The sequence below is a fragment of the Duganella sp. sic0402 genome, assembly GCF_019219065.1.
Lineage (GTDB): Bacteria > Pseudomonadota > Gammaproteobacteria > Burkholderiales > Burkholderiaceae_D > Rugamonas.
The window spans coordinates 39,676-66,243 of the sequence record NZ_JAHUWK010000005.1 but is presented as its reverse complement, the minus strand read 5'-3'; the positions used below and the strand labels follow the sequence as shown (position 1 = coordinate 66,243).

Here is a 26,568-nt window from a genome sequence, read left to right as displayed (position 1 = left end):
GCTCAGAACGCGATGAACTGGCGGATCGCCGCCAGCGGACGGCGCACTACCCAGTAAATCAGCGGTACCCGTTCGCCGCCCAGCTTGGCCGTGCCTTTGAGGCCGATGCGCTGGCCGGCCGGCGCGTCCAGTGTGGCGCGCACGCGGTAGGCGTAACTGCCGTCGGGACGGGCGGTGGCGCGGTGGCTCATGTAGCGCAGCGTGCCGCTCAGCGGCGTCAGCGGCGAGGACGCCAGGTACAGTTGCAGCGGTGCGCGGTCTGCCAGCGGGATGGCGTCGCCGATCGGTATCCAGGCTTCGATTTCCACATCGTCGGCGGCCGCCACCTGCATGATGCGTTCGCCGGTCTGCACCGGCCGGCCGATCCATTCGGAGGGATCGTCGAACAGCACGATGCCGGCTTGCGGCGCCAGCACCCGCGAGCGCTGTGCCTGGCCTTCGAGGAAGTCGGCCTGGGCCTGCTTCTCGGCCATCTTGCCCAGCGTGGCCGCCAGTTGGGTGCGCACACGCTGATCGTTCAGCATCAGCTGGGCGTTTTGGCGGTACTCGGCCTGCGCGGTCGACAGCGCTTCGCGGGCGACGTCCAGCCGGCTGCCAATCGGCGCCTGGTCGAACGAGAACAGCGGCTGGCCGGCCGCCACCACCTGGTTCGGCCGCACCGAGAATTCAGCGATCACGCCCTCCAGCGGCGCGCGGATGGTGGCCGGCTTGGACGGCACCAGTTCGCCCGGCGCCAGCACCGTCATCCGCACCGGGAACAGCAGCACCGCCAGCAGTACCAGCGCGACACCGGCGCGGCGGCGCCAGCGCTGATGTTGGGCGCCGCCTTGCCACCAGTCGCGCAGCAGCGTTGGCGTGCGCGCCAGCGCCCAGCGTGGCGGTGGATGGGCGGCACGCCAGGCGTGCTGCCAGATGTCCATCCATTCGGCCAGCAGCGCCAGTTGATTCGGCGGCAGCGAGGCGTCGCCTGCCAGCAGCAGGCCACCGCTGGCAGGGCTGCTGGACGCGTCGGCATCGGATCGACGCGTTGCCCCAGGCTGCACGCCGCGCAGCGGCAGCCAGACGGCATGCGCCGGCAGCCAGTCATCCCACTCGGCCTTGATGGCCGCTGGCAGCGTGGCTGGATCCACTGCCAGTGGCGTGTCGGCGCTGTGCTGTGCAGCCAGCGTGTGGCAGAGCTGGTCCAGCCATTGCGCATATGGCGCGTTGCTTTCCACCGCCACCACGCCGGACAGCGTGTGCACGCCGCTGCTGCGGAACCACAGCGCGGCCTGGCGGTAGGGCGCCAGGCCGCGCGTTTCGTTGACGGCCAAAAAGGCCAGTTCGTTACTGCTGGCCGCAGCGCGGGCGCGCTGGGCCAGTTCCAGCAGGGAGATCAGGGGATTGGTCGGTGCGCCATCGTTCATGACGACAATGCTACCAGACGGGCAGCGGCGCTGCTACGCGCGCTGCGCATCTGTTCCCCCAGGCTGGCGCGGCCCACCGGATCGGCCGGTTCGCCCTGCCAGTAGCCGGTCTTGGCGCCGTCTTTGCTCACCACGATCTTGAACATCTGTGTCGCGACCCGTCCCTGGCTGTCGCGCGCCGTCACGCGGAAACTCAGCGTGCCTTCAAAGGCCGGTGGCGGCGTGCCTTCAAAGCGCGCGGTGCGGCCGTCGAAGCGCAGCCAGCCCGGCAGCGTGGTGCCGTCGGCCATTTGCGCGCTCAGCGTGACATTGGCGCTGTCGCCCGAGTGGGCAAACGCGTCGCTGCCGATCTGCACCGAGATCCGTTCACCGCTGGCGCTGGCGATGTCGGGGATCGGCGTGTAGGCCACCAGCGCGGCGCTGCCCGGCAGTTCGGGCAGGGTGAGGATCTGGAACGCGTTGCCGGTCAGGGACTGGATTTCCGGCATCGGCTGCAACGTGACGAAGGTGGGCAAGGTGTCGATCACCGTCGGTGGCGCCTGGCCTGGCCAGGTGGTGATGATCTCATTGCCGCTGCCGAGCGGCGGCAGCACTGCCGGCGGCACCGGTTGCGTTTGGCCTGGCGAGCCCGCTGCCCCTGGCGTTTCACCGTTGGGCGTGAGCGCCGTGACCGGTCCGGCTGTGGTTGGTTGCTGTGGCGCGTCCGGTTGCACCGGCGACTCCGGCTGCACCGGCGTTTCCGGTCGCACTGGTGGCGGCACTTCCGGCTCGGTCGGTGTGGTGGGGAGGGCACTGACGGTCAGCGTGCGGCCGGCATTGCCGGCGGCGTCGCGTACTTGCAGCAGTGCGCTGCTGGCGCCATTCAGGCTGAGCGACCACGCCTGGGCGCTGCTGCTGAGCGTACTCCAGGTGCTGCCGTTGTCGCGCGATACCAGCACGCTTTCGCCGCTGCCCAACGGCGCCGACAGTGAGCCGCTGATGGCGCCGTCCGCCGTCTGCGTGCTCAGCACTGGCGTGGCAACCGGCGCGGTGGTGTCCAGCACATAGGCGCGCGCCAGCGAGGCGCCGTTGCCGCCGGCGCTGGCGACGCGCGCCACCAGCGTGTTGCTGCCGCTGAGCGCGACGCTGGCGCTCCAGCTGGTGCCGCTGACGCTGGCATTCTGCCAGGTGGCGCCGCCGTCCAGCGACAGCTGTACCGTCTGGTCGGCAGCCAGTGGCGCCGACAAGCCGCCGCTGACGGTTTGCGCGGCGACATTGGTGATGAAATCGCTGTTGCTGCTGCCGCTGTCGGCCGACAGCGTCATGCTGGTGACGCCGGGCAGCGTGTTGATGGTCAGCGTGCCGCTGCCGCTGCTGCGGTTGCCGGCCAGGTCGGTCACGGTGGCCACCACGCTGTAGCTGCCGCCGGCGGTCAGTGACAAGGCGCCGCTGGCCGGCGTGGCGCGGGCCAGGTCCAGCGTCCAGCGGCCGTTGACGACGCTGACCGCATAGTTGGCGCCGCCCACCGCGACGCTGAGGGTTTCGCCATCGGCCAGCGTGGCGGCGCCGTTCAGCACCGGCGTCAGCGAGCTGCTGCTGAATGCATCGGCCAGCGGGGCTGCCGGCGGCGTGGTGTCCAGCGTATAGGCGCGGCTGTAGACGGCGCCGTTGCCGCCGTCGCCGCTGACGCGTACCTGCAAGTTGCCGCTGCCGGCCAGCGACGCACTGAACGACCAGCTGCTGCCGCTGGCTGCCGCATTGCTCCAGCTGGTGCCGCCATCAAGCGACACCTCGACCCGTTCACCCACCTGCAACGGCGCCGACAGGCTGCCGCTGATGGTTTGCTGCGCGATATTGGTGATGAAGTCGCTGTTGCTGGCGCCACTGTCGTTGGACAGCGTGGCGCCGCCCGCCGTGGTGGTTGGCGGCGTGGCTGGCTGTGCCAGCGTGCCGACGATCAGTTCACCGCTGGTGGTGTCGTTGCTGCTGTTGCCGGCGGTGTCGGTGATGGTGGCGGTGACGTGGTACTGGTTGTTCAGCACCAGCGTCAGCGCGCCGGTGGCCGGCACGGCGCTGGCCAGGTCCAGCGTCCAGGCGCCGGCCACCGGGGTGACGTCGTAGGTGGCGCCGCCGACGCTGACGGTCATGCTGTCGCCGGGCGCCAGCGTGGCGCTGCCGCTGAGCACCGGCGTCAGGCTTTGCGTGGTCAGCGGCGTGACGCTGGCGGCGGTTGGCGCCGTGGTGTCGTAGGTGTAGGCCTGGCTCAGGATATTGCCGTCGTTGCCGGCGGTATCGCTGACCTTGACCAGCAGCGTGGCGTTGGCGCCGACGCTGGTCAGGCTCATATTGCTGACCGACCAGCCGTCCCGGCCGTCGCTGGTGGCGGCCTGCCAGGTGCCGCCGTTGTCGGTCGAGACGTACACCGTTTCGCCGGCCAGCAGGTTGGCCGACAGCGTGCCGCTGACGGTCTGCGTGCCGACTTTGGTGATGAAGTCGCTGTTGCTGCTGCCGGTGTCGTCGGAGAAGCCGGCGCTGATGACGCTGGTGCCGGGCGGGGTGGTGTCCAGCACGTAGGACTTATAGGTCATGGTGCCGTCATTGCCGGCAACGTCGCGTACGTAGAACTGCAAGGTGTTGCTGGACGCCAGCGTGACGCCGTCCCAGCTCAGCGTGGTGCCGCTGACCTTGTCGGTGATGTCGCGCCAGCTATTGCCGCCGTCGTACGAGCCGAACACCTGTTCACCGGCGGCCAGCGCGCTGCTCAGCGTGGCGCTGACGGTTTGCGCAGTGGCATTGGTGATGAGGTCGATCTTGCTGCTGCCGGTGTCGCTGGAGAAACGGATGGTGCCGAAGGTGGTGCTGGGGCCGGTCTGATCCAGCACATAATCAAACGTAGCGGTGCTGCCGGTGTTGCCGGCGGCGTCCTTGACGTACACCTTGATGGTGTTGCTGCCGCTCAGCGTGCGTGCGTCGATGGTCCAGTTGCTGCCGGCAGCCACGGCGATGATCCAGCTGGCGCCGTTGTCCAGCGACACCATGACGGTTTCGTTGCTGGCCAGCGTGCCATTCAGCGTGCCGCGGATTTCGGTCTGGCTGGCCTGTTTGGTGATCAGGTCGGTGGCGGAACTGCCGGTATCGTTCGAGAACACCACCGTGCTGCCGGTGATGGCGGGGGCGATGGTGTCGATGACGATGTCGCGGTTGGCGCCCAGCGAACCGGCGGTGCCCGGCGCCAGCAGTGTCACCGAGGCGTTGCGGCCGGCGCCGTTGCTTTCATAGATCAGGGCGTTATTGAGCGACAGCGCGGCGCTGCTGGCGTAATCGAGGTCGGCGCTGTTCTCGCCGGCGCCGACGGTGTAGTGGAACACCAGCGTGTTGCTGCCGCCGCCGCTGAAGTAGGTGGCGGTGCCACCGCTGCTGAGCGCCAGCGTCGGGATGCCGCCGGTGGTGTTGACTTCCACTGCAGCGCTGAACGAGACGGTGATGCTGATCGTGCTGCCGGCGCCATAGCTGCCGTTGGCGGTGCTGCTGACATTGGTGATGCTCGGCTGCGAGCCGTCGACCAGCACGCCGCCGGTGTTGCCGATGCTGTTCAGCGTGGCGCTGCCGGCGTTGCCGGCGGCGTCGTTGATGCTGCCGTTATTCAGATACAGGCCGTTGACGGTGACGCCGTTGGCGTCGGTATCGCCGTTGACCACGTTGTAGCGGAACAGCAACCCAGTGCTGCCGGAGCCGGCTACGTAGCTGGCATGGCGCGTGACGCCGCCCACATCCAGTTCGATGTAAGGCGTGCCGCTGCTGGTGTTGACGGTCACTGCCTCATTGTAGTTGATGACGAAGTCGAGTGCCTCGCCGGTGTAATAGGTGGCGTTGTTCGGCACGCCGACCGAGGTCGCTACCGGCGCGGCCGTGTCGACCAGCACGCTGGTGGTCGCGCCCAGGTTGTTCAGCGTGTTGCCGAGCGTATTGCCGGCGGCGTCGGTGATGTCGCCGTTATTCAGCTGGATGGCGTTGACGGCGATGCCGTCGCTATCGTTTTCGCCGGCCTGCACGGTGTAGGAAAACACCAGCGTGCTGCTGCCGGAGCCGCTGACATAGCTGGCATAGCGGGTGTTGGCGCCGATCGTCAGTTGCAGCCGCGGCGTGCCGCCGCTGGTGTCGACGTAGACCAGGTCGTCGGTGTGGACGCTGAAGGTCAGCGCGGTGTTGGCGCGGTAGCTGCCGTTGGCCGGTACATCGACCGAGGCAATCGCCGGCGCGGTGGTGTCGAGCGTGATGGTCAGTGCCTGCGAAGCGGTCGAGACGTTGCCGGCAGTGTCGGTGGCGGTGACGGTGAAGCTGTGGCTGGCGCCGCTCAGGGCGGCGGTGGTGTAGTTCCACACGCCGCTGGCTGAGGCCATCGCCGTGCCCAGCTTGGTGGCGCCGTCGTAAATGGTGACGGTGCTGTCGGCTTCGGCGCTGCCGGTCAGCGTTGGTGTGGTGTCATTGGTGAGTTTGTCGTTGTTCAACACGCCGGTGTCGCTCAACGTGGCCAGCGTCGGCGTCGGCGGCGCCGACGGCGTGGCGCTGTCGATGGTGTAGCTGTGGCTATAGATCGTGGTGCTGTCGTTGTTGGCGTTATCGACCACCTTCAGCTTGATGCTGCTGGTGCCGCTGAGCGTGAGGCCGTCCCAGGTCAGTGTGTTGCCACTGAGCTTGCTGGTGATGTTGCTCCACTGGACGCCGTTGTCGAGCGAGCCCAAGACCAGGTCGTTGGCGTCCAGTGTGCCGAGCAGCGTGGCGTGGATGGTCTGGCTCGCCTCGTTGGTGATGAAGTCGGTGGCACTGTTGCCGCTGTCGGTCTGCAGGTGGACGTTGGTGAACGTGACGGTGGGGCCGCTGGTGTCGAGCGTGTAGTTGGCGCTGTAGACGGTGGCGCTGTCGTTGCCGGCCAGGTCGGTGACCTTGACGCGAATGGTACTGGTGCTGCCGGTCAGTGTCTGGTTGGTCAGGGACCAGCCGGAGCCGATGACGGAGGCGGTGGCCCAGGCGCCGTTGGCGATCGAGACCTGCACGCTCTCGTTGGCGCCGAGGTTGGCCGACAAGTTGCCGCTGATGGTTTGCGCCGGGTTGTTGGTGATCAGGTCACCCGGCGTGCCGCTGTCGTTGGACAGCGCGACGCTGGTGGCGTAGGCGGTCGGCGGCGTGGTGTCGATGACGTAGGCCTGGGTGGTGGGCGTGCTGTCGTTGCCGGCCGCGTCCGTCACCTTGAAGGCCAGCGTGTTGCTGCCAACCAGGGTTTGGTTGGTCCAGTTCAGCGTCTGGCTGCTGACGAAGCTGGTGACGTCGGTATAGCTGCCGTTGACGCCGGTGGTGGAGACCCAGACTTTTTCGCCGACGTCGAGCGTGGCGCTCAGCGTGGCCTTGATATCCTGGGTGCCGGTATTGGTGTTCAGGTCGGTGTTGCTGCTGCCGGTATCGGCCGAGAAGCGGATGGTGTTGAAACTGGTATTGGAGGGGACGGTGTCCAGCGTATAGGTCTGGCTTTTGGCGGTGCCGCCGTAATAGGTGCTGCCGCCGTCGTAGCTTTCAGCCACGCGCACCTGGATGGTGTGGGTGCCTTCGACCAGCGTGGTATCGACGCTCCAGTTGCTGGAATTGGCGGCGTAGGTGGTGGCGTCGCTCCAGAGGGTGCCGCCGTCGTAGGAGACCTGGACTTTCTGGGTGGCCGTCAGCTGCGCCGACAGCGTGCCGGAGAAGCCGTTGGCGGCGGTCTTGGTGAGGAAGTCGCTGCTGCTGTTGCCGGTGTCGTAGGTCAGCGACGACACGTTGACCGTGGTGGTGGGCAACAGGTGGGCGACGATGCCGAAACTGGAGAAAAATAGTGAGCCGTCCGTGCTTCCGCCGGTGTCGACCGAGCTGATCTTGAGCTGGGTCATGCCTTTCAGCGTGGTGAGGCTGTAGGTGTCCTCGATAATTTCGCCATTGACGTCTGTTGCGACAAGGCCGCTGTGCGTCGCATCGCTGGCCGCACCGCCGGTGGGGTGGTAGGTGACGGTTCCGGAGACGGCGCCGGTGGCTGAGGTCATATCGAAGATATAGCCAGCGGATACCGTGACGATCAAGCCGCTCGCATAGGTGTTGTTGAAGCTCATTACCCAGGCGATGTCGGGGTAATAACCGCTAAAAAAGCCGGCGTGGAGCGGGTCTTCGGTGCCGGGGATGATGGTGAAGGTCAGCGTCGCGCCGCCGACGATTTTGGTGAACGAAGGCGCGCCGTACGCATAGCCCGTAGTGATGTCGACGTTGATGAGCAGGTGGTCGTAGTCGGTCAACGCCAGCTCGCGCGCCTCGATGGTGCCGGTATGCGATTCCAGCGTCCAGTCGCCGCCGAGCCGGGCCGCGCCGGTCAGGTTGGTGGAGGCGGCGATGTCGGCGCCGGTGGCCTTGGCCAGGCCGGCCAGCAGCGTCGCGCCATCGCCGGCGGCGACGTCGCAACCGTACAGCAGCAGGTCGCCGTCGGCGCTCAGCGCCTGGCCCAGCTCGGCCAGTTCAGCCTGCACGCTGGCCGAGGACAGCGAGGCGGTGGTGATGCGGCTGGTGCCCAGGTTGAGCACGCCGTCGTCGCCGTGCGACAGGATGTGGATCGCGTCCAGCCCGCTCTGGGTGGCGGCCCAGACAGCGATCTGCGCCAGGCCGTCGCCCTTGCCGTCGAATTCGACGATGCCGACGCCGTCGCGCACGCCGGCTTCCAGCGTCTTGTAGTTGGCCAGCGAAGTATCCACCAGCACCACCTCTTTCCTGCCCTGGTCCTTGGCCGGATCGGCCGCGCGCACCGTCACCGCCGGTGGCACCGTGGCCGCCGCCACTGCGGTGTCGTGCGCCTGCGCCGCGTGGGCCGCATCAGCTACCGCGCCGTCGAACATGAAGCGCTGTTCCAGCGACAGCAATTGCGAGCTGCGCTGCAATGGCCGGCGGCCGGCGGCCTTGGTGGATTGGTCGGCCTGGTGCAGTGGGTACAGAGGTTGGTTCATGGCTTGCTCCTGAACACGCGCGGCGTGTGCGAATGAAAGTGTGGTTTATCCGGCGAACTTGGCCAGGTGGACGGCGATTTTGTTGTCGAGGTCGGTGCGCCATTGCGGCGGCATGATGGCCAGCACCTGCGCCAGCAGTTGCTCGGCCTGGTTCAGCAGCGCCGGGTCGTTCAGACGGGCCTTGGCGGCGCTGGTCCACAGGTAGATCTTGGCCAGGTGGGCGGCGCTGGGGGCGCCAGTATTGGCGTCGGGCGGCAGGTGCGCGTACAGCGTCGCCGTCGGCAGGTAGGCCGGCAGGTAGCCGGCGGCGGCCAGCTCTTCCAGCGCGGCCAGTGCGGCATCGACGTCGACCGCGCCGCCTTCGCCCTGGGCCTGCATGATGGCCAGCTTGTAGCGTGCTTCGGGCATCTGCCGTTCTGCTGCCAGCTGATACCAGTGACGCGCGCCGGGCAGGTCGCGCGGCACGTCGGCGTCGTCGCGCAGGTAATTGGCCAGGTACAGCATGGCTGGCGGTGAGTTGGCCAGCGCGGCCTGGCTGCACATGCCCAGGCCGCGCGTGACGTCGCGCGCGACATAGCGGCCGCGAACGTAGAACTCGGCGGCGGTGCACAGCGAGATCAGGTGGCCGTTGCTGGCAGCGGCCTCGTAGCTGGCCAGCGCGGCGCTGGCGTTGCCGGGTGCGTCCGGCGTGCGCATCAGGCAGTCACCGGTGGCGTGCAGCGCGGCCGGGATCTTGCCGCGCGCAGCCTTGGCGTACCAGGCGCAGGCGGCGTCGCGGTCGGCCGGACGGCCCCAGCCGTTTTGGTGGAACAGGCCCAGGCTGAACTGGGCCAGCGGATTCCTGGCGCTCTGGCGCAGGAAGGCGGCGTAGGCGCGGGGGTAATCGCCCTGGTCCAGCAGCGCGTAGGCGGAACGCAGCGGTTTGGCGGGATCGTTCGATGGGACGCCGGCGGCGTGGCTGGTCGCGCACAGCAGCACGAGCAGGAACAAGGTCGGAAGGTGGCGTATCGACTGCATGGTGACTCCGGCGGCCGCGCCGTTGGGCGGCGGCCGCACAACAATGGCTTAGTTTGAACTAGGGAAGATGCCCTGGACGGCGATGAAGTAGTACATCGCCAGGTACGGTTGCATGATGCTGAAGGCGGTGCTGCCGCCGGTCGCGCCGGTTACGCCGGCGGGAATGCTGCCGCCGTTCAGTGTCAGCGGAGCGGAACCGCTCAGCGTCACGGTCGGCGAGCCGACGGCGGTGATGGCGATGCTGCCACCGAAGGAGCCCGCCTTGAGCTCCACGTCCGGCGAGACGGCGCCGTAGATCTTGGACGCAGGTGGTGGCGACGTGGCCAAGGCCATGCCGGCGACCGGCGAGGTGGAGGTGCCGGCGCCGACGCTGGCTTTCAGCGTCAACGCGGAGGTGTTGGCCGTATAAGTTACCGGCGTCATGTTGACGGTGCTGGTTACTGCGCTGAGGTCGACGGCGCCGGTGACGCCGGTCAGGGGGATTACTGGCGTGGCGTGGTTGTGCTGCGGCAGGTTGTTAATAGTCAGCGTGGTGCTGGAAGTGCCGGCGCGCTGGCCGACCACATAGCTGATGCCGTCGCTGCCGGTGCCAGCGCCGATGATGGTGCGGCCGCGCAGGTCGGGCAGCTGGAAGGTGCTCTGGCCGTTGCCGCCGTAGGTGGTGCCGAGCAGCGCGAACAGCGCGCTGTTCTGCGAGATCGACAAGGTCTGGCCGTTGGCCGGCAGATAGCCACGCAAGTCGTTGCGGCCCCAGGCCAGCACGCAGACGGTGGACATATAGGTATCCGAGGCGCCGCAGGCATAGCTCGGCGTGACCCAGGCGCAGGACGCGGCGGCGACGGCCAGGGCCAGGTAGCGGTGGCAGCGGTTGGTGCGTGACTTCATTTGATCCCCTTTGCTTTTAGTGTGGGTGGAAAAAACTACTTTGGTGGTGGCACCATCAACACCTTGCCGCTCATGCCGGCGACCAGCTCGCCGAATCGGCCATCGATGACAGCGCTCAGCTTGACCGACTGGCTGACCGGATCGACGCGGGCGCCGATGCGCTGCACCTTGGCCGGATAAGTTTTGCCGGTTTCGTCGATGCTGACCTGGAACGGCGCGCCGCTGCGCACCCATGCCAGCCAGCGCGACGGCACAATGAACTCCAGCTCCAGTTGGCTGTCGTCGAGGATTTCCATCAGCGCCTGGCCGGGCTGCACGTATTGCTGTTCGCGCGCCTTCTGCTCGGCGATGCGGCCGGCGAACGGCGCGGCAATGCTGCACTTGCCCAGCAGCGCGCGATTGGCCGCCACCTCTGCCTGGGCTTTTTGCGCTTCGGCCTTCGAGACGTCCAGCTCGACCTGGCCGACTGAATTCAGCTGCGCCAGCTTCTGGTTGCCTTTCCAGTTGGTCTCGGCCGCCATCAGCGCGGCGTCGGCCTTGGCCAGCTGCGCCTGCTGCAGCACGCAGTCGAACTGCACCAGCAACTGGCCCTGGCGGAACGACGCGCCCTCGGCCAGCGGCAGGCGGTTGATCTTGGCGCCGATCTCGGCGGCCAGCGTGGTGTAGCGGCGCGGCGCCAGCTGGGCGCGGATTTCACGGCTGTCCAGCGCACCGGCAGCCGGTACAGCTGGCTGTGGCGCTGCGTGGACGGGCAGCGCAGACAACAAGGTCAGGCTCAACAGGGACAGCACACGCTTCATTGACCGCCCTCGATGGCCGGCAACTGGCCGCGATTCCAGGCTTGCAAGGACTGGCCGACTGCGCTGGTCAGTTGTTCCAGCGGCATGCTGGACGAGCCCGTGATGGCGGGTTCCATGCCCAGCGTGGCTTGCAGCCGCGATGCGGCGGCCTGCGCGTTGGACAGCGCCTGGTAGCGGCGCAGTTGCGACAGCACGGCCGTGCTTTGCTGCGAAATACGGTCCAGCGCCGACTGTTTCTGCGCTTCGGCCTGGTTGGTGATGTGGTTGGCGATGCGGGTGTCAACGCCGGCGATGGCGTCGGCGCGCTGGTACTGGCGCGCAGTGTTGGCGTATTGCAGGCGGGCGATGTGCAGCTGGCTCAGCACCGCCATCTGGGTCGCCATGCGGCGCTGGTTGGCCAGCGACACGCCGGCATCGGCCAGGCGCATCTGCGCCGGTGCCGACAGCAGGCCCAGCAGGTTAAACGAGATCTGCGCGCCGGCTTCATTCCAGTTCTGGTGGATCAGATAGTCGTCGTTGCTGTGCTTGACGCCATAATTGAACGACAGGCCAGGGAAGATCTTCAGCAGCGCGCGGCGGGTTTCCTGCTGGGCGATGCGGGCGTTGTAGATGCCTTCGCGCAGATCCGGATTGCGCAGCAGTGCATATTCTTCCAGCCGGTCGACCGGCTGCTCCAGCCACACGGTGCTGAGTTCGCTGGACGGCTCGACCACGGTATAGTCGGCGGTCAGCGGCAGGTTGGCCAGCGTTGCCAGTTCGATCTTACCAGTCGACAATTCCTGCTCGATGGTTTCCAGCAGGCGCAGGTTTTCCAGCAGCTGGCGCTGGTAGCGCAATGGCTCCAGCGGCGAGCGGATGCGGTCATCTTCGGCCTGGCGCGCGTCTTTCAGTGCGGCTTCGGAGTCGGCGATGGTCTGGCGCAGCTGCGGCAGCAGCTTTTGCGCCGCCACCACGCGCCAGTAGGCCGAGCGCACATCCTGTACCAGGTTGTTCAGCGCCTTGCGGTGGCGTTCGCTGGCGATCAGCACGCGGTCGGCGTTTTGCTGGGCGGCATAGTAGCTCTGGCCGAAGTCGAGCAGGCTCCAGGAGATGCCGACTTCGGTGGTCAGCACCTCGCGGCTGGAGGAAATGTATGGGTTGGCCAGCGACGGCGCACCGGTGACGGAATCGACGCTGCGCGTTACCAGGTCGTTATTGCGGTCGCGGTAGCCGGCCGAGGCGACCAGCTTGGGCAGCATGTCGAACTTGCCGGCCTCAAAGGTGCCGAGGGCAACCGCTTCTTCCATCGCGCGGAAGCGGCGGTCGGCATTGTATTTGATGGCGCGGGCGATGGCGTTATCCAGCGTCAGCGGGCCGGCCAGCGGTTCGACGTCCTTGGTCAACGCGGCTTTATCTTCTTGCAATGTGGCGCGGACTTCGGGCAGCGTCAGTTTGGCGTTTTCCACATTCAGCGTTGAGCAGCCGCTGAGTACCAGCAGACTGACAGCCGCCAGGCCTAGTGTTTTGGCGGTGGCGCCATGATTAAGTTTTTGGTTTGAGCGCATTAATAGTGGAGTGAATCTAGTTAATGATGGTCAATAAGAGTTTGCCAGTGTAAGCGGCGTAATTGCCCCGGAAATCGCGATATTGGCTGCTGTTGCTGATTTGGTACTGCAACTATATCCTATCATCAATTTACAATCCTTCGGGAAACCTTCTGAATTCTTCTTCATGTGGCTGTAGGCTTACTTTCGTATGCTGTGTGATTATTCGTGACAATTGAATTAATATTTAATTAATAAAGTATTCAATCAATGTGATTATTGGCGATAATTTCCAGACTGAGCAATTGCTCGCAAATAAAAAAAGGGAAGCATCAAGCTTCCCTTTTTTTATTTGCTGGACCGGACTATCGGCGCGTATCGACCTGGATCAATGGCTCGTCAATTTGCGGTGGCAGCGGCTTGCGTTCGCGTGGTACGCGGGCAGGCTGCACGACCTGCGCAGCGGCTTCCTGGGCGGCGCGCAGCTTGGCTGGGTCGGTTGCCGCCAGCGTCAGACCGGCGGAGCCGAGCACTGCTTGCAGGTCAACCGGCGCAGTTGCTGCCGGTGCTGTCACAGGCGCCGGTGCTGGCTGGGCTGCAACTGGCGCCGGGGCCGGCGCTTCCACGACCGGGGCGGCAGCCGCTACAGCGACTGGCTCGGCTGGGGCAACCGGCGCTACCGGAGCGGCTAGCGGCGCGGCAATCGCGACTTCCGTCACGGCTGGCTCGGCTGCCGGTGCTGCCACCGCTGGTGCGGCTTCCACTGGAGCAACTGCCACGGCAGCGACCGGCTCGGCGCCCACAACTGGCGCTGCGGCTGCCACAGGGGCGGCGGCTGCCACCGGTTCAGCAGCGATTACAGGCTCGGCAGCGACCACCGGTGCGGTGGTGACGACCGGCGCGGTAGCAGCGACTGGTTCAGCGACGACGACTGCTTCGGCGGCGGCAACTGGCGCGGTGGCTGCCGGTTCAGCGGCGGCGACTGGCTCGGCGGCAGCAACGGATTCCGCTGCAGCGACCGGTGCTGCGCTGACGACTGGCTCGGCGACTGGCTCGGCTGGCGCCACTTCCGCTGCGGCGGTTACGGTCTCGGCAGCAGCTACGGCAGGTGTTGCGACGGGTGGAGCAAAGCTCAGTTCCGTCTGCTCACCCGCTTCGCCTGCGACTTCTTCCTGACCTTCGACGCCTTCAACGCCTTCGCGTTCACGGCGATTGCGGTTGCGGCCACCACGGCGGCGACGGCGGCGTGGCTCATCGCCTTCACCTGCGACGTCGTTGTCATCACCCTCAGGACCGGCGTTGGGCGCCGATTTCAGGATGCTGGCGGCAGCGTCAGTTGCCGGACCGGTCGACGCGACGGCGGCGTTCAGTGCCAACTCTTCCACTTTGGCTTCGACTGGCGCCTTGTCGCCGCGCGGTTCGCGTGGCTGACGTGGTGGGCGCTCGCCGCGCTCTGGACGCTCGGCGCGTTCCGCGCGCTCGCGGCCCTGGCCTTCGACGGCCGGGTCACGCGGCTCGCGCGGTTCACGTGCCTCGCGGCCCTCGCGTGGTTCACGGCCTTCGCGTGGCTCGCGTGGTGGACGCGGCTGGCGTGGCGGACGGCCATTGGCGTCCGCTGCCTTGCCTTCTTCCTGGCCAGCAGCAGCGCCAGCGCGGGTGGCGCCGGCTTCTTTCTCTTCGCGCTCGCCACGGCCACCTTTGCCGTTGCGGTTGCGGCCGCGTGGGCCACGGGCGTTGCGGTCGCCACGCTCACCGCCAGCAGGTGCTTTGACCACGATGGTCGGCTGTTGCGGCAGGGTAGGGGTGGCTGGCTTGCCGGTGAAGAAACCGATCAGCTTGGCGAAGAAGCCTTGCTCGGCCGGCGTAGGCGCTGGCGACGGTGCTGGCTTGATGACGGTTTCGCTCGGCTTGCGCTCAACCAGCGGTGCTGGCTGGTCAGGGGTGATGGTCTTGACCATGGCTTCCTGGCGCGGTTTGGCTTCTTCCTTCTGGCGCTTGCTGTAGGCCATATCGGTTTCGGCGTGCTCGGCCAGCGAGTAGCTGGTGGCACTGTCTTCCAGGCGTGGATCGTCGTGCTTGATGCGTTCCAGCTTGTAGTGCGGGGTTTCCAGATGCTTGTTCGGCACCAGAATGATGTTGATGCGATGGCGGGTTTCGATCTTCAGCACTTCGCCGCGCTTTTCGTTCAGCAGGAAAGCGGCTACGTCCACCGGCACTTGCACGTGGATGGTGGCCGAGTTTTCCTTCATCGCCTCTTCCTGGATGATGCGCAGGACTTGCAGCGCCGACGATTCGGTATCGCGGATGTGGCCGGTGCCCGAGCAGCGTGGGCAGGTCACGTGCGAGCCTTCCGACAGCGACGGACGCAGACGCTGGCGCGACAGTTCCATCAGGCCGAAGCGGGAAATCTTGCCCATCTGGACGCGGGCGCGGTCGTGGTGCAGCGCGTCTTTCAGGCGCTGTTCCACTTCGCGCTGGTTCTTGGCCACTTCCATGTCGATGAAGTCGATCACGATCAGGCCGCCCAGGTCGCGCAGGCGCAGCTGGCGGGCTACCTCTTCGGCAGCTTCGCAGTTGGTGTGGAAAGCGGTGGTTTCGATGTCGGAACCGCGCGTGGCGCGGGCCGAGTTGACGTCGACCGAGACCAGTGCTTCGGTGTGGTCGATGACGATGGCGCCGCCCGATGGCAGCGGCACGGTGCGGCTGTAGGCGGTTTCGATCTGGTGTTCAATCTGGAAGCGCGAGAACAGCGGTACGTCGTCGCTGTAGCGTTTTACACGGTGCACCATGTCGGGCATCACGTGGCTCATGAACTGGTGGGCCTGCTCGTAGATCTCGTCGGTGTCGATCAGGATCTCGCCGATGTCCGGCTGGAAGTAGTCGCGGATCGCGCGGATCACCAGTGACGATTCCTGATAGATCAGGAACGCGCCGGAAGCCGACTTGCCGGCGCCTTCGATGGCGCGCCACAGTTGCATCAGGTAGTTCAAGTCCCACTGCAGTTCATCGACGTTGCGGCCGATGCCGGCGGTGCGGGCAATCACCGACATGCCTGGCGGCAGGTCCAGCTTGTCCATGGTTTCGCGCAGTTCCTGGCGCTCTTCACCTTCAACACGGCGGGAAACACCACCACCGCGCGGATTGTTCGGCATCAGCACCAGGTAACGGCCAGCCAGCGAGACGAAGGAGGTCAGGGCGGCGCCCTTGTTGCCGCGCTCTTCCTTTTCCACCTGGACCATGATTTCCTGGCCTTCGCGCAGCGCATCCTTGATGGTGGCGTTGCGGACATCCACACCTTCGCGGAAGTAAGTGCGTGCTACTTCCTTGAATGGCAGGAAACCGTGGCGATCTTCGCCGTAGCTGACGAAGCAAGCTTCCAGCGACGGTTCGATGCGGGTGATCACGCCTTTGTAGATGTTGGACTTGCGCTGTTCGCGTCCGGCGGTTTCGATGTCGATATCGATCAGTTTCTGACCGTCGACAATGGCTACGCGCAGCTCTTCTTGCTGCGTAGCGTTAAACAACATGCGTTTCATTTTTTTAACTCCGCGACCCTTGGGCCATCGATGCTGTCCGGTTTCTTAGGACCGTTACAGCAAGCTACAGGGATATACGCGAGAATCGGAAGGATTGTGGGGGTGTGCCCATCCTGTGTGGCCACCTAAGCGGCCGCAACTGGGCGCATGAGGCTGATCGACATGCCGAGTGCTCGCTTCATCTGTCCTTCTCCATGCGGCCCCAACGGACGGCAGAAAAGAACAGACGGAGAGCAGCGTCTTAAAGGCCAGATCTCGACCATGCTTCTTACTACAAGTATTGCAACTTCGGTAACCAGGCTGGTTTCAGCCTTCCGTCGAGCTTGCAGTGAGCATGGGGTCTGGCGAAAACGGCAAGCGTTATCAACTTCTCATCAACCGGCTAGCCTGACTATGAACTGGCTAACCGGACTTTATCCTTACTATCCAATCATTCTTCTTCAGCACCCCTGCCGTCATCCGATTACAACTACGGTGCAACCTTGATTCCCGCAGGGATGGTGCGTATACATTTTTTCCTCTGAATTTGCAATTTGGCGAGGCCAGTGGAGACGCCCCTGTGTAAAATGTGCTTTTATTCTTACACTTGCCGCAGTTTGAACCGCAGCGAAACAATTATATATTCAAAATGAAGGACTTAGAGAGATTTCTGGGAAGACAGAGCAAATGAAGATGCAAAATGATGTTGTTCCCGCTTCAACGTCCGCCCCGCTGCAAGCCCAATTCGTCACCATCACTGAAGAAGAAGCCGGTCAACGGATCGATAACTACCTGTTGCGTGTTTGCAAAGGCGTGCCAAAAAGTCACGTTTACCGCATCCTGCGCTCGGGCGAAGTGCGCGTTAACAAAGGTCGTATCGACCAGCTGTACCGCCTGGTACAAGGCGATGTGGTGCGGATTCCGCCGATCCGCCTGGCGGAAAAACCGGAAAACCACGTGCCGGCCGCCGAATTCAAGATTATTTTCGAGGATACCCACCTGCTGGTGATCGACAAGCCGGCTGGCGTGGCCGTGCACGGCGGTTCCGGCGTGTCGTTCGGCGTGATCGAGCAGCTGCGCGCCTCGCGCCCGGACGCCAAGTTCCTGGAACTGGTGCACCGCCTGGACCGCGAAACCTCGGGCCTGCTGTTGCTGGCGAAGAAACGCACGGCGCTGACCAATCTGCACGAACAGATGCGCGACGGTGAAACCGACAAGCGCTATCTGACCATGGTGGCCGGCGACTGGAAAAACGCGCGCCAGCACATCAAGCTGGCGCTGCACAAGTACACCACGGCTGACGGCGAACGCCGCGTTACCGTATCGGAAGAGGGTGGCCAGCCGTCGCACACCATCTTCTCGCTGCTGAAGAAGTTTGACGGCTATGCGCTGCTGGAAGCCGAGCTGAAGACTGGCCGTACGCACCAGATTCGCGTTCATCTGTCATCGTCTGGCTTCCCCATCCTGGGTGATGACAAATACGGCGATTTCCCGCTGAACAAGGCACTGCAAAAAGCCACTGAGACGCGCGGCGCGCTGAAGCGCATGTTCCTGCACGCGCATCAAATTACGTTTACCCATCCTGATTCCGGTAAAAAAATGACGCTCAATGCGCCATTGGCCGCCGAATGTGAGCGATTCTTGGTAAGCTTGGGCAAACCTCTTAACTAATCGCAAACACATGGCAAGAAAGCAATTTGATCTGATCGTCTTCGATTGGGACGGCACCTTGATGGATTCGACGTCTACCATCGTCAAATGCATCCAGGCGGCGGCGCGTGACTTGTCGCTGCCGGTGCCGCGCGATGAAATGGCCGCGCATGTCATCGGCCTGGGGTTGCACGAGGCGATGCAGGCGGTGTTGCCGGAAATTGATCCGGCTTACTATCCGCGCATGGTCGAGCGCTACCGTTATCACTTCCTGTCGCGCGACCACGAGATCAGCCTGTTCCCCGGCGTGCACGACATGCTGGAAGACTTGTCGCAAAATGGCTATTTTCTGGCAGTGGCTACCGGCAAGAGCCGGGTCGGCCTGAACCGGGCGATGAATGATGTGAAAGTGCTAACGCTGTTTGATGCAACCCGTTGCGCCGATGAAACCTTCTCCAAGCCGCACCCGGCCATGTTGCAGGAACTGACGCGCGAATTAGGGCAGGACATGCGCCGTACCGTGATGATTGGCGATACCACCCATGACCTGTTAATGGCCAACAATGCGGGCGCGGCTGGCATTGCGGTCGAGTACGGCGCTCATCCGGTCGACCAGCTCAACGCCTGCGCGCCGCTGTATTCGGCTAAAACGGTGTCCGAACTGCATCAATGGCTGAGCGAGCACGCTTGATGGACGAGATCCTGATCTGCGCCTCGGACGCTATCGAGGATGGCGGCAAGGGCGTGCGGTTTGCATTGAGCGCCGGCGGCGATGACGCCACCGGCTTTGTGGTGCGTCACGGCGGCAAGGCCTACGCCTACCTGAACCGCTGCGCCCATGTGCCGATCGAGCTGGACTGGGCTGAAGGCGAGTTTTTCGAGTCCAGCAAGCTGTATTTGATGTGTTCCACCCACGGCGCAGTGTATGTGCCTGAAACCGGCCAGTGTGCCGGCGGTCCGTGCCGTGGCGGGCGCTTGCGTCCGATTACCGTGGTGGAACGCGACCAGCAGATTTACTGGCAGCCAGACGACTATGTGCGCCCCGCGCGCGCCTGATTTGATACCAAGAAGAAGCACTCAATGAGCGATAACCTCGACCCGACGCCCCCACCACAGCCGGCCAAGCCGGTCGCCGCCGCTTCCAACTGGGAGCGCGAGGTGCTGGAAAAACTGGTGTTTGCCACACTAAAAGAGCAGAAGGCGTCGCGCCGCTGGAGCATCTTTTTCAAGGCGATGACCTTGCTGGTGATCGTGTTCGCGCTGAGCGTGTATTTCGATTTCAGCTGGACCGGTTCCGACAGCGAAACTCTGGGCCGCCACACGGCGCTGATCGAAGTCGAGGGCGCGATCGAGTCGGAAGGCAGCGGTTCGGCCGGGGTGGTGATCCCGGCGCTGAACAAGGCGTTTTCCGACAGCGGCTCGGTGGCGGTGGTGCTGCATATCAATAGCCCTGGCGGCAGCCCGGTGCAGGCCGGCATGATCGTCGATGAAATGGTGCGCCTGCGCAAAGGCTATCCGGGCAAGCCGCTGTACGTGGTGGTGGACGAAATCTGCGCCTCCGGCTGCTATTACATTGCCGCCGGCGCCGACCGCATCTATGTCAACAAGGCCAGCATCATCGGCTCGATTGGCGTGCTGATGGACGGCTTCGGCTTTACCGGCGCGATGGAAAAACTGGGTGTCGAGCGCCGCTTGCTGACGGCTGGTGAAAACAAGGGCTTTATGGACCCGTTCAGCCCGGTGACGGAAAAGCACAAGCAGCATGCGCAGGAAATGCTGAACGAGATTCACCAGCAATTCATCCAGGTGGTGCGTACCGGCCGCGGCAAGCGCCTGAAGGAAACGCCGGAAATGTTCTCCGGCCTGTTCTGGACCGGCGCCCGCTCGATCGACCTGGGCCTGGCCGACGCCTACGGCAGCGTCGATTCGGTGGCGCGCGATGTCATCAAGGCCGAGGATATCGTTGACTACACCCAGCATGAAGGGCTGCAGGAGCGCGTGCTGAAGAAATTCGGCGCTGCCATGGGCGCGGGCGCGATGAAGTCGGCGGTGGACTCGGTGCGGCCCAGCCTGCGTTAGTCTGCGTTGGAGTATGACTGGCTCAGCGATAAACATTATCAATCCGGCCTTCTTTTCACTTGCATATCCGAGGTGTTGAACTATATTGATGTTGTAGTTCTTTCCAAGGGGGGGCCGATATAAACAGTTTAGCTTGTTGTCAGCACGTTCTTGACTCAGTTTAATTTGACGGAACTACTCCACCGCATCATCGATGCGGCTCAGAGAGAATTTCGATTCCTCGTTCAAGTCCCCCTGTGGGACTGAAAGCAGCGGCTCCGTGCCGCTGTTTTCTTTTGCTGTTTCTTTTTCCGGCTCGCCCTGCGTAAAGCCGCCGGCCTCCAGCCAGGCGATCAGCGCGGTCTGTTGCGCGGCGTGCCAGCGTGCTTGGGGGCTGTCGCCGGACTGGCCGTTGCGGCTGCGTTCCAGCAAGAGGGCGGCACGGTGCATGGCGGCCTGGGCTTGCGCCACTGGGTTGGCGATATCGGTCATGGTGAATCCTGCTGAGTATTCCTAGTCGCAGTAGGGGGATTCCTAATGCAGTTTCAGTCTATCAATAGAATCTGAACGCGGCTTGATATGCGTCAATATGCTGACATCCTGTAAAATCGCGGCCATGAGTAAATTATCCCTGGACCGCATCCTGCAATCGCAGGGCTATGGCACCCGCAAATATTGCCGTTCGCTTATCGAAGATGGCGAAGTCAGCATCAATGGCGAGGTGCATGACAACTATAAAGCATCGATCGATACTGATGGACTGATATTCCGCCTGTTCGACGAGGACGTGGTGTACCGTGAACACGTCTACATCGCCCTGTTCAAGCCGCAGAACTACGAATGTTCGCGCAAGCCCAGCCACCATCCGGGCGTGCTGACCCTGCTGCCGGAAGAATTCACCTGGCGCGAAGTGCAGCCGGTGGGCCGGCTTGACCACGACACCACTGGCATGCTGCTGATGTCCGACGACGGCGCCTTTATCCACGCGCAATCGTCGCCGAAGCGCCATGTACCGAAGATTTACCAGGCCACCACCGCTGAACCGGTGACCGACGCGCTGATCGCCGAGCTGCTGGCCGGTGTCAAGCTGCACGACGAACCCGAGCCGCTGGCGGCGCAGACCTGCATCAAGCGCGGCGAGCACCAGCTGGAAATCGTGCTGGAGCAGGGCAAATACCATCAAGTCAAGCGCATGCTGGCGGCGGCCGGCAACCACTGCGCGGCGCTGCACCGCTCCGCCATCGGCGGGCTGGAACTGGCCTCGCTGAATATCGAAGAGGGCGACTGGTGCTACCTGACGCCTGAACAACTTGGCTTGCTGGCCCCCGCATGAAACTCGCTACCCTGAAAGACGGCAGCCGTGACGGCCAGCTGATGGTGGTGTCGCGCGACCTGAAAACCGCGCAGCTGGCCGACGGCGTTGCCCGCACGCTGCAGCGTGCGCTGGACGACTGGAGCTTTATCGCGCCGCAGCTGGACGCCATCTATCAGGAACTGAACCGGGGTGGCGGCCGCCGCAGCTTCGACTTTGAACCGCAGAACTGCATGGCGCCGCTGCCGCGCGCCTTCCAGTGGGCGGACGGTTCGGCCTACGTCAACCACGTCGAACTGGTGCGCAAGGCACGCGGCGCCGAGATGCCGGCCTCGTTCTGGGAAGAGCCGCTGATGTACCAGGGCGGCAGCGACGACCTGCTGGGCGCCACCGACGACATCGTGCTGGCGCGGGAGGAATGGGGCATCGATTTCGAGGCGGAAGTCTGCGTGATCACCGACGATGTGCCCATGGGCGCCAGCGCCGACCAGGCGCACCAGCGCATCCGCCTGCTGATGCTGGCCAATGACGTGTCGCTGCGCAATCTCATTCCGGACGAACTGGCCAAGGGCTTCGGTTTCCTGCAATCCAAACCGGCCACCAGCTTCTCACCGGTGGCAGTGACGCCGGACGAGCTGGGCGATGCCTGGAAGGGCGGCAAGGTGCACCTGCCGCTGCTGTCCACCTGGAACGGCAAGCAGGTCGGCAAACCCCACGCCGGCGTGGACATGGTGTTCAACTTCCCGCAACTGATCGCCCACCTGGCCAAATCGCGTCATGTGCGCGCCGGCTCCATCATCGGCTCCGGTACCGTGTCCAACAAGGACAGCAAGCGCGGCTATTCCTGCATCGCCGAACAGCGCTGCCTGGAGACCATCGCCGGCGGCGCGCCAGTGACGCCGTTTATGGCGTTTGGCGACACCATCCGCATCGAGATGCTGGACGACGGCAAATCGGTGTTTGGCGCCATCGAACAGAGCGTCAAACAAGCTTAAGTTTCCTCGTGGAATCGTGGATATGGCGGTGAAAACCCGCCGTATTCCAGCGATGACACGCCTGCGCGGCCATTGATAATGGCATGGTCGAAGATTAACCCACGCAGCAGGCAGACCCATGGCAGAAGACAGCGACGCAGAAAAGACCGAACCCGCGTCAGCGAAGCGCCTTGAGCAGGCGCGTGAAGAAGGCGACGTTCCCCGATCGCGGGAAGTAGCGACGTTTACCGTGCTGATGGCAGCTGGCGCTGGCCTGTGGGCGACTGGCGACGGTCTGATCCGTCAACTGGAAGCGGTGCTGGTGTCCGGCCTGAAGCTGGACCAGGAACAGATTTTCAATCCCGATGTGCTGTTTCACCGTATTGCGGTCGACCTGGTGCAGGTGCTGATCGCCTGTCTGCCCTTGGGCGTGGCGGTGATGATTGTGGCGCTGGCTTCGCCGCTGCTGGTCGGCGGCTGGCTGTTCAGTGCCAAGGCCTTTACACCGAATTTCAACAAGCTTAATCCCATCAACGGCATCAGCAATATGTTCTCCAAGAACGCGCTGGTGGAACTGGTCAAGGCCATCCTGAAAACCGTGGTGGTGGGTTTTGTTGCCTACCTGGTGGTGCTGAAGTACAAGGACGCGGTGATCGGCCTGTCGGTCGAGCCGCTCAAGCTGGGCATGGCGCACACGCTGAACATGCTGGCGGCAACCTTTATGTTCATCGTCGGCGCGCTGGGCCTGATCGCCGCCATCGACGGCCCGTATCAGATGTGGCACTACGCCAACAAGCTGAAGATGACCCGCCAGGAGCTGATCCAGGAGTCCAAGGAATCCGACGGTAATCCGCAGATCAAGGGCAAGATCCGCCAGCTGCAGCGCGAGATGGCCAAGCGCCGCATGATGGCCGACGTGCCGACCGCCGACGTGATCGTCACCAACCCGACCCACTACGCGGTGGCGCTGAAGTACAGCGACGGCATGCGCGGCGCGCCGAAACTGGTGGCCAAGGGTACCGACGAGGTGGCGGCCAAGATCCGCGAACTCGGCAAGGAACACAAGGTCACGCTGCTGGAAGCGCCGGCGCTGGCGCGCGCGCTGTACAAGCACACCGAGATCGGCGACGAGATTCCGGAGCAGCTGTATGCGGCGGTGGCCGAGGTGCTGGCGTATGTATTCCAGCTGCGTGTGTTCAACCGTGGCGGCGGCAACCGTCCGGTGGAACCGAAACAGCTTGATGTGCCGCCAACCATGGACCCGCTGAACCCGGCCTATATCCCGAAAAACGGCAAGAAACCAGATTTGAATAACGGAGCACCCGCATGAACGCCCTCAGCAACGTGAAGTTACCGCCATGGATGCAAGGCCTGGCCAATGCGCAGAACAAGGCCAGCCTGGCGGCGCCGATTCTGATCATCATGCTGCTGGCGATGATGATACTGCCGTTGCCGGCGTTTGTGCTGGACCTGTTCTTCAGCTTTAATATCGCGCTGTCGGTGATTGTGCTGCTGACTTCGCTGTACACGGTGAAGCCGCTGGACTTCATGTCCTTCCCGACCATCCTGCTGGTGTCGACCATGCTGCGCCTGTCGCTGAACGTGGCCTCGACCCGTATCGTGCTGACCGAAGGCCATACCGGCGCCGATGCGGCCGGTAAAGTGATCGAGGCGTTTGGCCACTTCCTGATCGGCGGTAACTACACGGTCGGTATCGTGGTGTTCATCATCCTGACCATCATCAACTTTGTGGTGGTGACCAAGGGTGCGGGCCGTATCGCCGAGGTGGGCGCGCGTTTCGCCCTGGACGCAATGCCGGGCAAGCAGATGGCAATCGACGCCGACCTGAATGCCGGCCTGATCGGCGAAGCCGAGGCGAAAAAACGCCGCAGCGAAGTGTCGATGGAGGCCGAGTTCTACGGCGCGATGGACGGTGCGTCCAAGTACGTGCGCGGCGACGCCATCGCCGGTATTCTAGTGACGGTGATTAACGTGGTCGGCGGCCTGCTGGTCGGCGTGATCCAGCACGACATGGCGTTTGGCGACGCGACCAAGAACTACACGCTGCTGGCCATCGGTGACGGCCTGGTGGCGCAGATTCCATCGCTGATCATTTCGATCGCGGCCGGTATCGTGGTGTCGCGCGTGGCCAACGACAAAGACATCGGTTCGCAACTGGTGAGTGAGCTGTTCGCCAAGCCTGAGGTGCTGTATATCACCGCCGGCATTATCGGCGGCATGGGCCTGATTCCAGGCATGCCTAATCTGGTGTTCCTGATGCTGGCTGGCGCGCTGGGCGGCGCCGGCTACCTGATGTCGAAGAAAAAAGTCAGCAAGGTTGCGGCGGAAAGCGCGGCGGCCGAGGCGGCTGCACCGGCTGCCGCTGCGGCGGCCGAGCAGGAAGAGGCCAGCTGGCAGGACGTGATGCCGGTCGATACGCTGGGTCTGGAGGTTGGCTATCGTTTGATCCCGCTGGTGGACAAGACCCAGGGCGGCGAGCTGCTGAAACGCATCAAGGGCATCCGCAAGAAATTTGCGCAGGAAGTAGGTTTCCTGGCGCCGCCGGTGCATATCCGCGACAATCTGGAACTGAAACCGTCGGCTTACCGCATCACGCTGAAAGGCGTGGAAGTGGGCACCGGCGAGGCCTTCAACGGACAGTTCCTGGCGATCAATCCGGGCATGGCGAGCGGTACTTTGCAAGGCATGGTGACCAACGATCCGGCCTTCGGCCTGCCGGCAGTGTGGATCGACGCCAGCCTGCGCGACCAGGCGCAGGGCATGGGCTATACGGTAGTCGATGCCGGCACCGTGGTGGCGACCCACCTGAACCACCTGATCACCACGCACGCTTCGGAACTGCTGGGCCGTGCGGAAGTGCAGTCGCTGCTGGATCACCTGAGCAAGGAATCGCCGAAACTGGTCGAGGATCTGGTGCCGAAGATGGTGTCGATCTCGACCTTGCAGAAAGTGCTGCAGAACCTGCTGACGGAAGGCGTGCACATCCGCGACATGCGCAGCATTATCGAAACGCTGGCCGAGCATGCGGTGCACACGCAAGATCCGGGCGACCTGACGGCGCTGGTGCGGATCGCGCTGGGCCGGGCGATCGTGCAGCAGCTATTCCCTGGCGCCGGCGAGCTGTCGGTGATGACGCTGGATAACCGTCTGGAACGCTTGCTGATGCAGGCGCTGGCGGCCAGCGGTCCGGACGGCGCCGGCATCGAGCCGGGCCTGGCCGATACCATCGCCCAACAGGCTGCTGCGGCGGCGCAGCAGCAGGAAGCGCTGGGTCTGACGCCGGTGCTGCTGGTGCCGGGGCCGCTGCGCGCCTTGCTGTCGCGCTTCCTGCGCCGTTCGCTGCCGCAGCTGAAGGTGCTGTCGCACGCGGAGATCCCGGAAAGCAAAACCATCCGCGTGACTGCACTGGTCGGCCAGCAGCCGGCTTGATCCAGCGCGCGGCGCGTTCATGCAGGCAGTCTAGACTGTTTGCATGAATGACGACTACGACACGCCGTGGAAGGAGGTGGTCACCGGCCACTTCGCCGAATTCATGGCCTTTTATTTCCCGCATGCGCATGCGGCCATAGACTGGTCGCGCCCGCATGATTTTCTCGACCAGGAACTGTCCGCCTTATCGCGTGATGCCGAGCTGGGCCGCCGCCTGCTGGACAAGCTGGTGCGGGTGTGCCTGCTTGACGGCAGCGAGCAGTGGGTGTTGTTGCATCTGGAGGTGCAAGGCTGGCGCGATCCCAAGTTTGCCGAGCGGATCTTCACCTATCATTATCGCGTGTATGACCGTTATTTTCAGCCGGTGGCCAGCATGGCTGTGCTGGCTGACCGCAGCCGGCAGTGGCGCCCGTCGAGTTTTAGCTACCGCCTGTTGGGTTGTGAGCTGCGCTTGGATTTTCCTGTGGTCAAACTACAGGATTATGCGCCGCATATGGGTGCGTTGCTGGAGGATCCGAATCCATTTGCCCTGGTGACCGCTGCGCATCTGCTGACGCAGCAGACCCGGCACAGGCCTCACCAGCGGCGGCGCGCCAAATGGCGCTTGACCAAGCTTCTGTATCAACGAAAATGGGACAAGCGGCGTATCATCGATTTCTTCTGCATGATCGATTGGCTGATGCGCCTGCCTGAGCCGCTGGACACTTTGTTCCAGCGTGCCATTTTTCAGTTGGAAAGGAGAGAGACCATGGTGTATATCACTTCCGTTGAGCGCTACGGCATGAAACTCGGCTGGAAAAAGGGACTGCAGGAAGGGCTGCAAGAAGGGCGGGGCGCGCAGCTGGTTGCGCAATTGGAAAAGCGCTACGGGCCGCTGGATTCGGCGGTGGTCAAGCGGGTGGCGGGCGCGGATGTGCGGCAGCTGGCGCAGTGGGCGCTGAACTTTGTTGACGCCCGCTCGCTCAAGGAAGTTTTCGGCGACTGAA

17 protein-coding genes are annotated in these 26,568 nt (G+C 64.0%); 9 read left to right on the top strand and 8 right to left on the bottom strand.

All coding sequences use genetic code 11. From position 1 onward, the window contains the following. Window positions 1–2 precede the first annotated feature (2 nt). The 7 genes from KW842_RS14265 to KW842_RS14235 all read right to left on the bottom strand — a co-directional run bounded on the left by KW842_RS14265 (window position 3) and on the right by KW842_RS14235 (window position 16,159). Entirely contained in the window at window positions 3–1,406 is a 1,404-nt protein-coding gene (locus KW842_RS14265; RefSeq protein WP_218304776.1) for an efflux RND transporter periplasmic adaptor subunit, read from the bottom strand. Further along, complete coding sequence (locus tag KW842_RS14260; protein WP_218304775.1) at window positions 1,403–8,398, bottom strand: Ig-like domain-containing protein; 6,996 nt, start codon at window positions 8,396–8,398, stop codon at window positions 1,403–1,405. The genes KW842_RS14265 and KW842_RS14260 overlap by 4 nt, the downstream gene beginning before the upstream one ends. Before the next feature lie 45 nt (window positions 8,399–8,443). Continuing rightward, window positions 8,444–9,415 carry a tetratricopeptide repeat protein gene (locus KW842_RS14255; RefSeq protein ID WP_218304774.1) on the bottom strand — a complete coding sequence of 324 codons (972 nt, stop codon included), beginning with the start codon at window positions 9,413–9,415 and terminating at the stop codon, window positions 8,444–8,446. Window positions 9,416–9,463: 48 nt separating this feature from the next. Then, window positions 9,464–10,300 (bottom strand): phage tail protein, encoded by an 837-nt coding sequence (locus KW842_RS14250; RefSeq protein ID WP_229223697.1) that lies wholly within the window; start codon window positions 10,298–10,300, stop codon window positions 9,464–9,466. A 35-nt stretch (window positions 10,301–10,335) separates the two neighbouring features. Beyond that, entirely contained in the window at window positions 10,336–11,100 is a 765-nt protein-coding gene (locus tag KW842_RS14245; RefSeq protein WP_218304773.1) for an efflux RND transporter periplasmic adaptor subunit, read from the bottom strand. After that, the gene (locus KW842_RS14240; RefSeq protein ID WP_218304772.1) at window positions 11,097–12,644 is read right to left on the bottom strand and encodes a TolC family protein; all 1,548 of its coding nucleotides are present in this window, start codon (window positions 12,642–12,644) and stop codon (window positions 11,097–11,099) included. The genes KW842_RS14245 and KW842_RS14240 overlap by 4 nt, the downstream gene beginning before the upstream one ends. 344 nt (window positions 12,645–12,988) lie before the next feature. Then, on the bottom strand, window positions 12,989–16,159 hold the full coding sequence (locus KW842_RS14235; RefSeq protein ID WP_218304771.1) for an Rne/Rng family ribonuclease: 3,171 nt from the start codon (window positions 16,157–16,159) through the stop codon (window positions 12,989–12,991). Window positions 16,160–16,825: 666 nt separating this feature from the next. Between KW842_RS14235 and KW842_RS14230 the strand changes: the two genes are divergently transcribed. The 4 genes from KW842_RS14230 to KW842_RS14215 are packed head-to-tail and all read left to right on the top strand — an operon-like array spanning window position 16,826 to window position 19,867. Then, window positions 16,826–17,809: an RluA family pseudouridine synthase gene (locus tag KW842_RS14230; RefSeq protein ID WP_218304770.1), complete on the top strand. Its 984-nt coding sequence runs from the start codon at window positions 16,826–16,828 to the stop codon at window positions 17,807–17,809. Window positions 17,810–17,819: 10 nt separating this feature from the next. Next, window positions 17,820–18,479, top strand: a complete 660-nt coding sequence (locus KW842_RS14225; RefSeq protein WP_218304769.1) for an HAD-IIIA family hydrolase — start codon at window positions 17,820–17,822, stop codon at window positions 18,477–18,479. Continuing rightward, complete coding sequence (locus KW842_RS14220; protein WP_218304768.1) at window positions 18,479–18,844, top strand: Rieske 2Fe-2S domain-containing protein; 366 nt, start codon at window positions 18,479–18,481, stop codon at window positions 18,842–18,844. The genes KW842_RS14225 and KW842_RS14220 overlap by 1 nt, the downstream gene beginning before the upstream one ends. A gap of 24 nt (window positions 18,845–18,868) precedes the next feature. Then, the gene (locus KW842_RS14215) at window positions 18,869–19,867 is read left to right on the top strand and encodes a S49 family peptidase (protein ID WP_218304767.1); all 999 of its coding nucleotides are present in this window, start codon (window positions 18,869–18,871) and stop codon (window positions 19,865–19,867) included. A 174-nt stretch (window positions 19,868–20,041) separates the two neighbouring features. Here KW842_RS14215 and KW842_RS14210 read toward each other — a convergent pair whose 3' ends face one another. Then, the gene (locus KW842_RS14210) at window positions 20,042–20,338 is read right to left on the bottom strand and encodes a hypothetical protein (protein ID WP_229223696.1); all 297 of its coding nucleotides are present in this window, start codon (window positions 20,336–20,338) and stop codon (window positions 20,042–20,044) included. Window positions 20,339–20,462: 124 nt separating this feature from the next. Here KW842_RS14210 and KW842_RS14205 point away from each other — a divergent pair, with 124 nt between their 5' ends. From KW842_RS14205 to KW842_RS14185, 5 genes are all read left to right on the top strand, one after another. Continuing rightward, window positions 20,463–21,179 carry a pseudouridine synthase gene (locus KW842_RS14205; RefSeq protein ID WP_218304766.1) on the top strand — a complete coding sequence of 239 codons (717 nt, stop codon included), beginning with the start codon at window positions 20,463–20,465 and terminating at the stop codon, window positions 21,177–21,179. Continuing rightward, window positions 21,176–22,153, top strand: a complete 978-nt coding sequence (locus KW842_RS14200) for a fumarylacetoacetate hydrolase family protein (protein ID WP_218304765.1) — start codon at window positions 21,176–21,178, stop codon at window positions 22,151–22,153. The genes KW842_RS14205 and KW842_RS14200 overlap by 4 nt, the downstream gene beginning before the upstream one ends. Window positions 22,154–22,271: 118 nt before the next feature. Next, entirely contained in the window at window positions 22,272–23,462 is a 1,191-nt protein-coding gene (gene flhB, locus KW842_RS14195) for a flagellar biosynthesis protein FlhB (RefSeq protein ID WP_218304764.1), read from the top strand. Further along, the gene (flhA, locus tag KW842_RS14190) at window positions 23,459–25,582 is read left to right on the top strand and encodes a flagellar biosynthesis protein FlhA (protein WP_218304763.1); all 2,124 of its coding nucleotides are present in this window, start codon (window positions 23,459–23,461) and stop codon (window positions 25,580–25,582) included. The genes flhB and flhA overlap by 4 nt, the downstream gene beginning before the upstream one ends. A gap of 43 nt (window positions 25,583–25,625) precedes the next feature. Beyond that, window positions 25,626–26,567, top strand: coding sequence for a transposase (locus KW842_RS14185; protein ID WP_218304762.1), 942 nt, complete (start codon window positions 25,626–25,628; stop codon window positions 26,565–26,567). Window position 26,568: the final 1 nt, after the last annotated feature.

Coding starts and splice junctions, on each gene's coding strand:
- KW842_RS14265 (WP_218304776.1), bottom strand. CDS start 1,406: ATGAACGATGGCGCACCGACCAATCCCCTGATCTCCCTGCTGGAACTG.
- KW842_RS14260 (WP_218304775.1), bottom strand. CDS start 8,398: ATGAACCAACCTCTGTACCCACTGCACCAGGCCGACCAATCCACCAAG.
- KW842_RS14255 (WP_218304774.1), bottom strand. CDS start 9,415: ATGCAGTCGATACGCCACCTTCCGACCTTGTTCCTGCTCGTGCTGCTG.
- KW842_RS14250 (WP_229223697.1), bottom strand. CDS start 10,300: ATGAAGTCACGCACCAACCGCTGCCACCGCTACCTGGCCCTGGCCGTC.
- KW842_RS14245 (WP_218304773.1), bottom strand. CDS start 11,100: ATGAAGCGTGTGCTGTCCCTGTTGAGCCTGACCTTGTTGTCTGCGCTG.
- KW842_RS14240 (WP_218304772.1), bottom strand. CDS start 12,644: ATGCGCTCAAACCAAAAACTTAATCATGGCGCCACCGCCAAAACACTA.
- KW842_RS14235 (WP_218304771.1), bottom strand. CDS start 16,159: ATGAAACGCATGTTGTTTAACGCTACGCAGCAAGAAGAGCTGCGCGTA.
- KW842_RS14230 (WP_218304770.1), top strand. CDS start 16,826: ATGAAGATGCAAAATGATGTTGTTCCCGCTTCAACGTCCGCCCCGCTG.
- KW842_RS14225 (WP_218304769.1), top strand. CDS start 17,820: ATGGCAAGAAAGCAATTTGATCTGATCGTCTTCGATTGGGACGGCACC.
- KW842_RS14220 (WP_218304768.1), top strand. CDS start 18,479: ATGGACGAGATCCTGATCTGCGCCTCGGACGCTATCGAGGATGGCGGC.
- KW842_RS14215 (WP_218304767.1), top strand. CDS start 18,869: ATGAGCGATAACCTCGACCCGACGCCCCCACCACAGCCGGCCAAGCCG.
- KW842_RS14210 (WP_229223696.1), bottom strand. CDS start 20,338: ATGACCGATATCGCCAACCCAGTGGCGCAAGCCCAGGCCGCCATGCAC.
- KW842_RS14205 (WP_218304766.1), top strand. CDS start 20,463: ATGAGTAAATTATCCCTGGACCGCATCCTGCAATCGCAGGGCTATGGC.
- KW842_RS14200 (WP_218304765.1), top strand. CDS start 21,176: ATGAAACTCGCTACCCTGAAAGACGGCAGCCGTGACGGCCAGCTGATG.
- flhB (WP_218304764.1), top strand. CDS start 22,272: ATGGCAGAAGACAGCGACGCAGAAAAGACCGAACCCGCGTCAGCGAAG.
- flhA (WP_218304763.1), top strand. CDS start 23,459: ATGAACGCCCTCAGCAACGTGAAGTTACCGCCATGGATGCAAGGCCTG.
- KW842_RS14185 (WP_218304762.1), top strand. CDS start 25,626: ATGAATGACGACTACGACACGCCGTGGAAGGAGGTGGTCACCGGCCAC.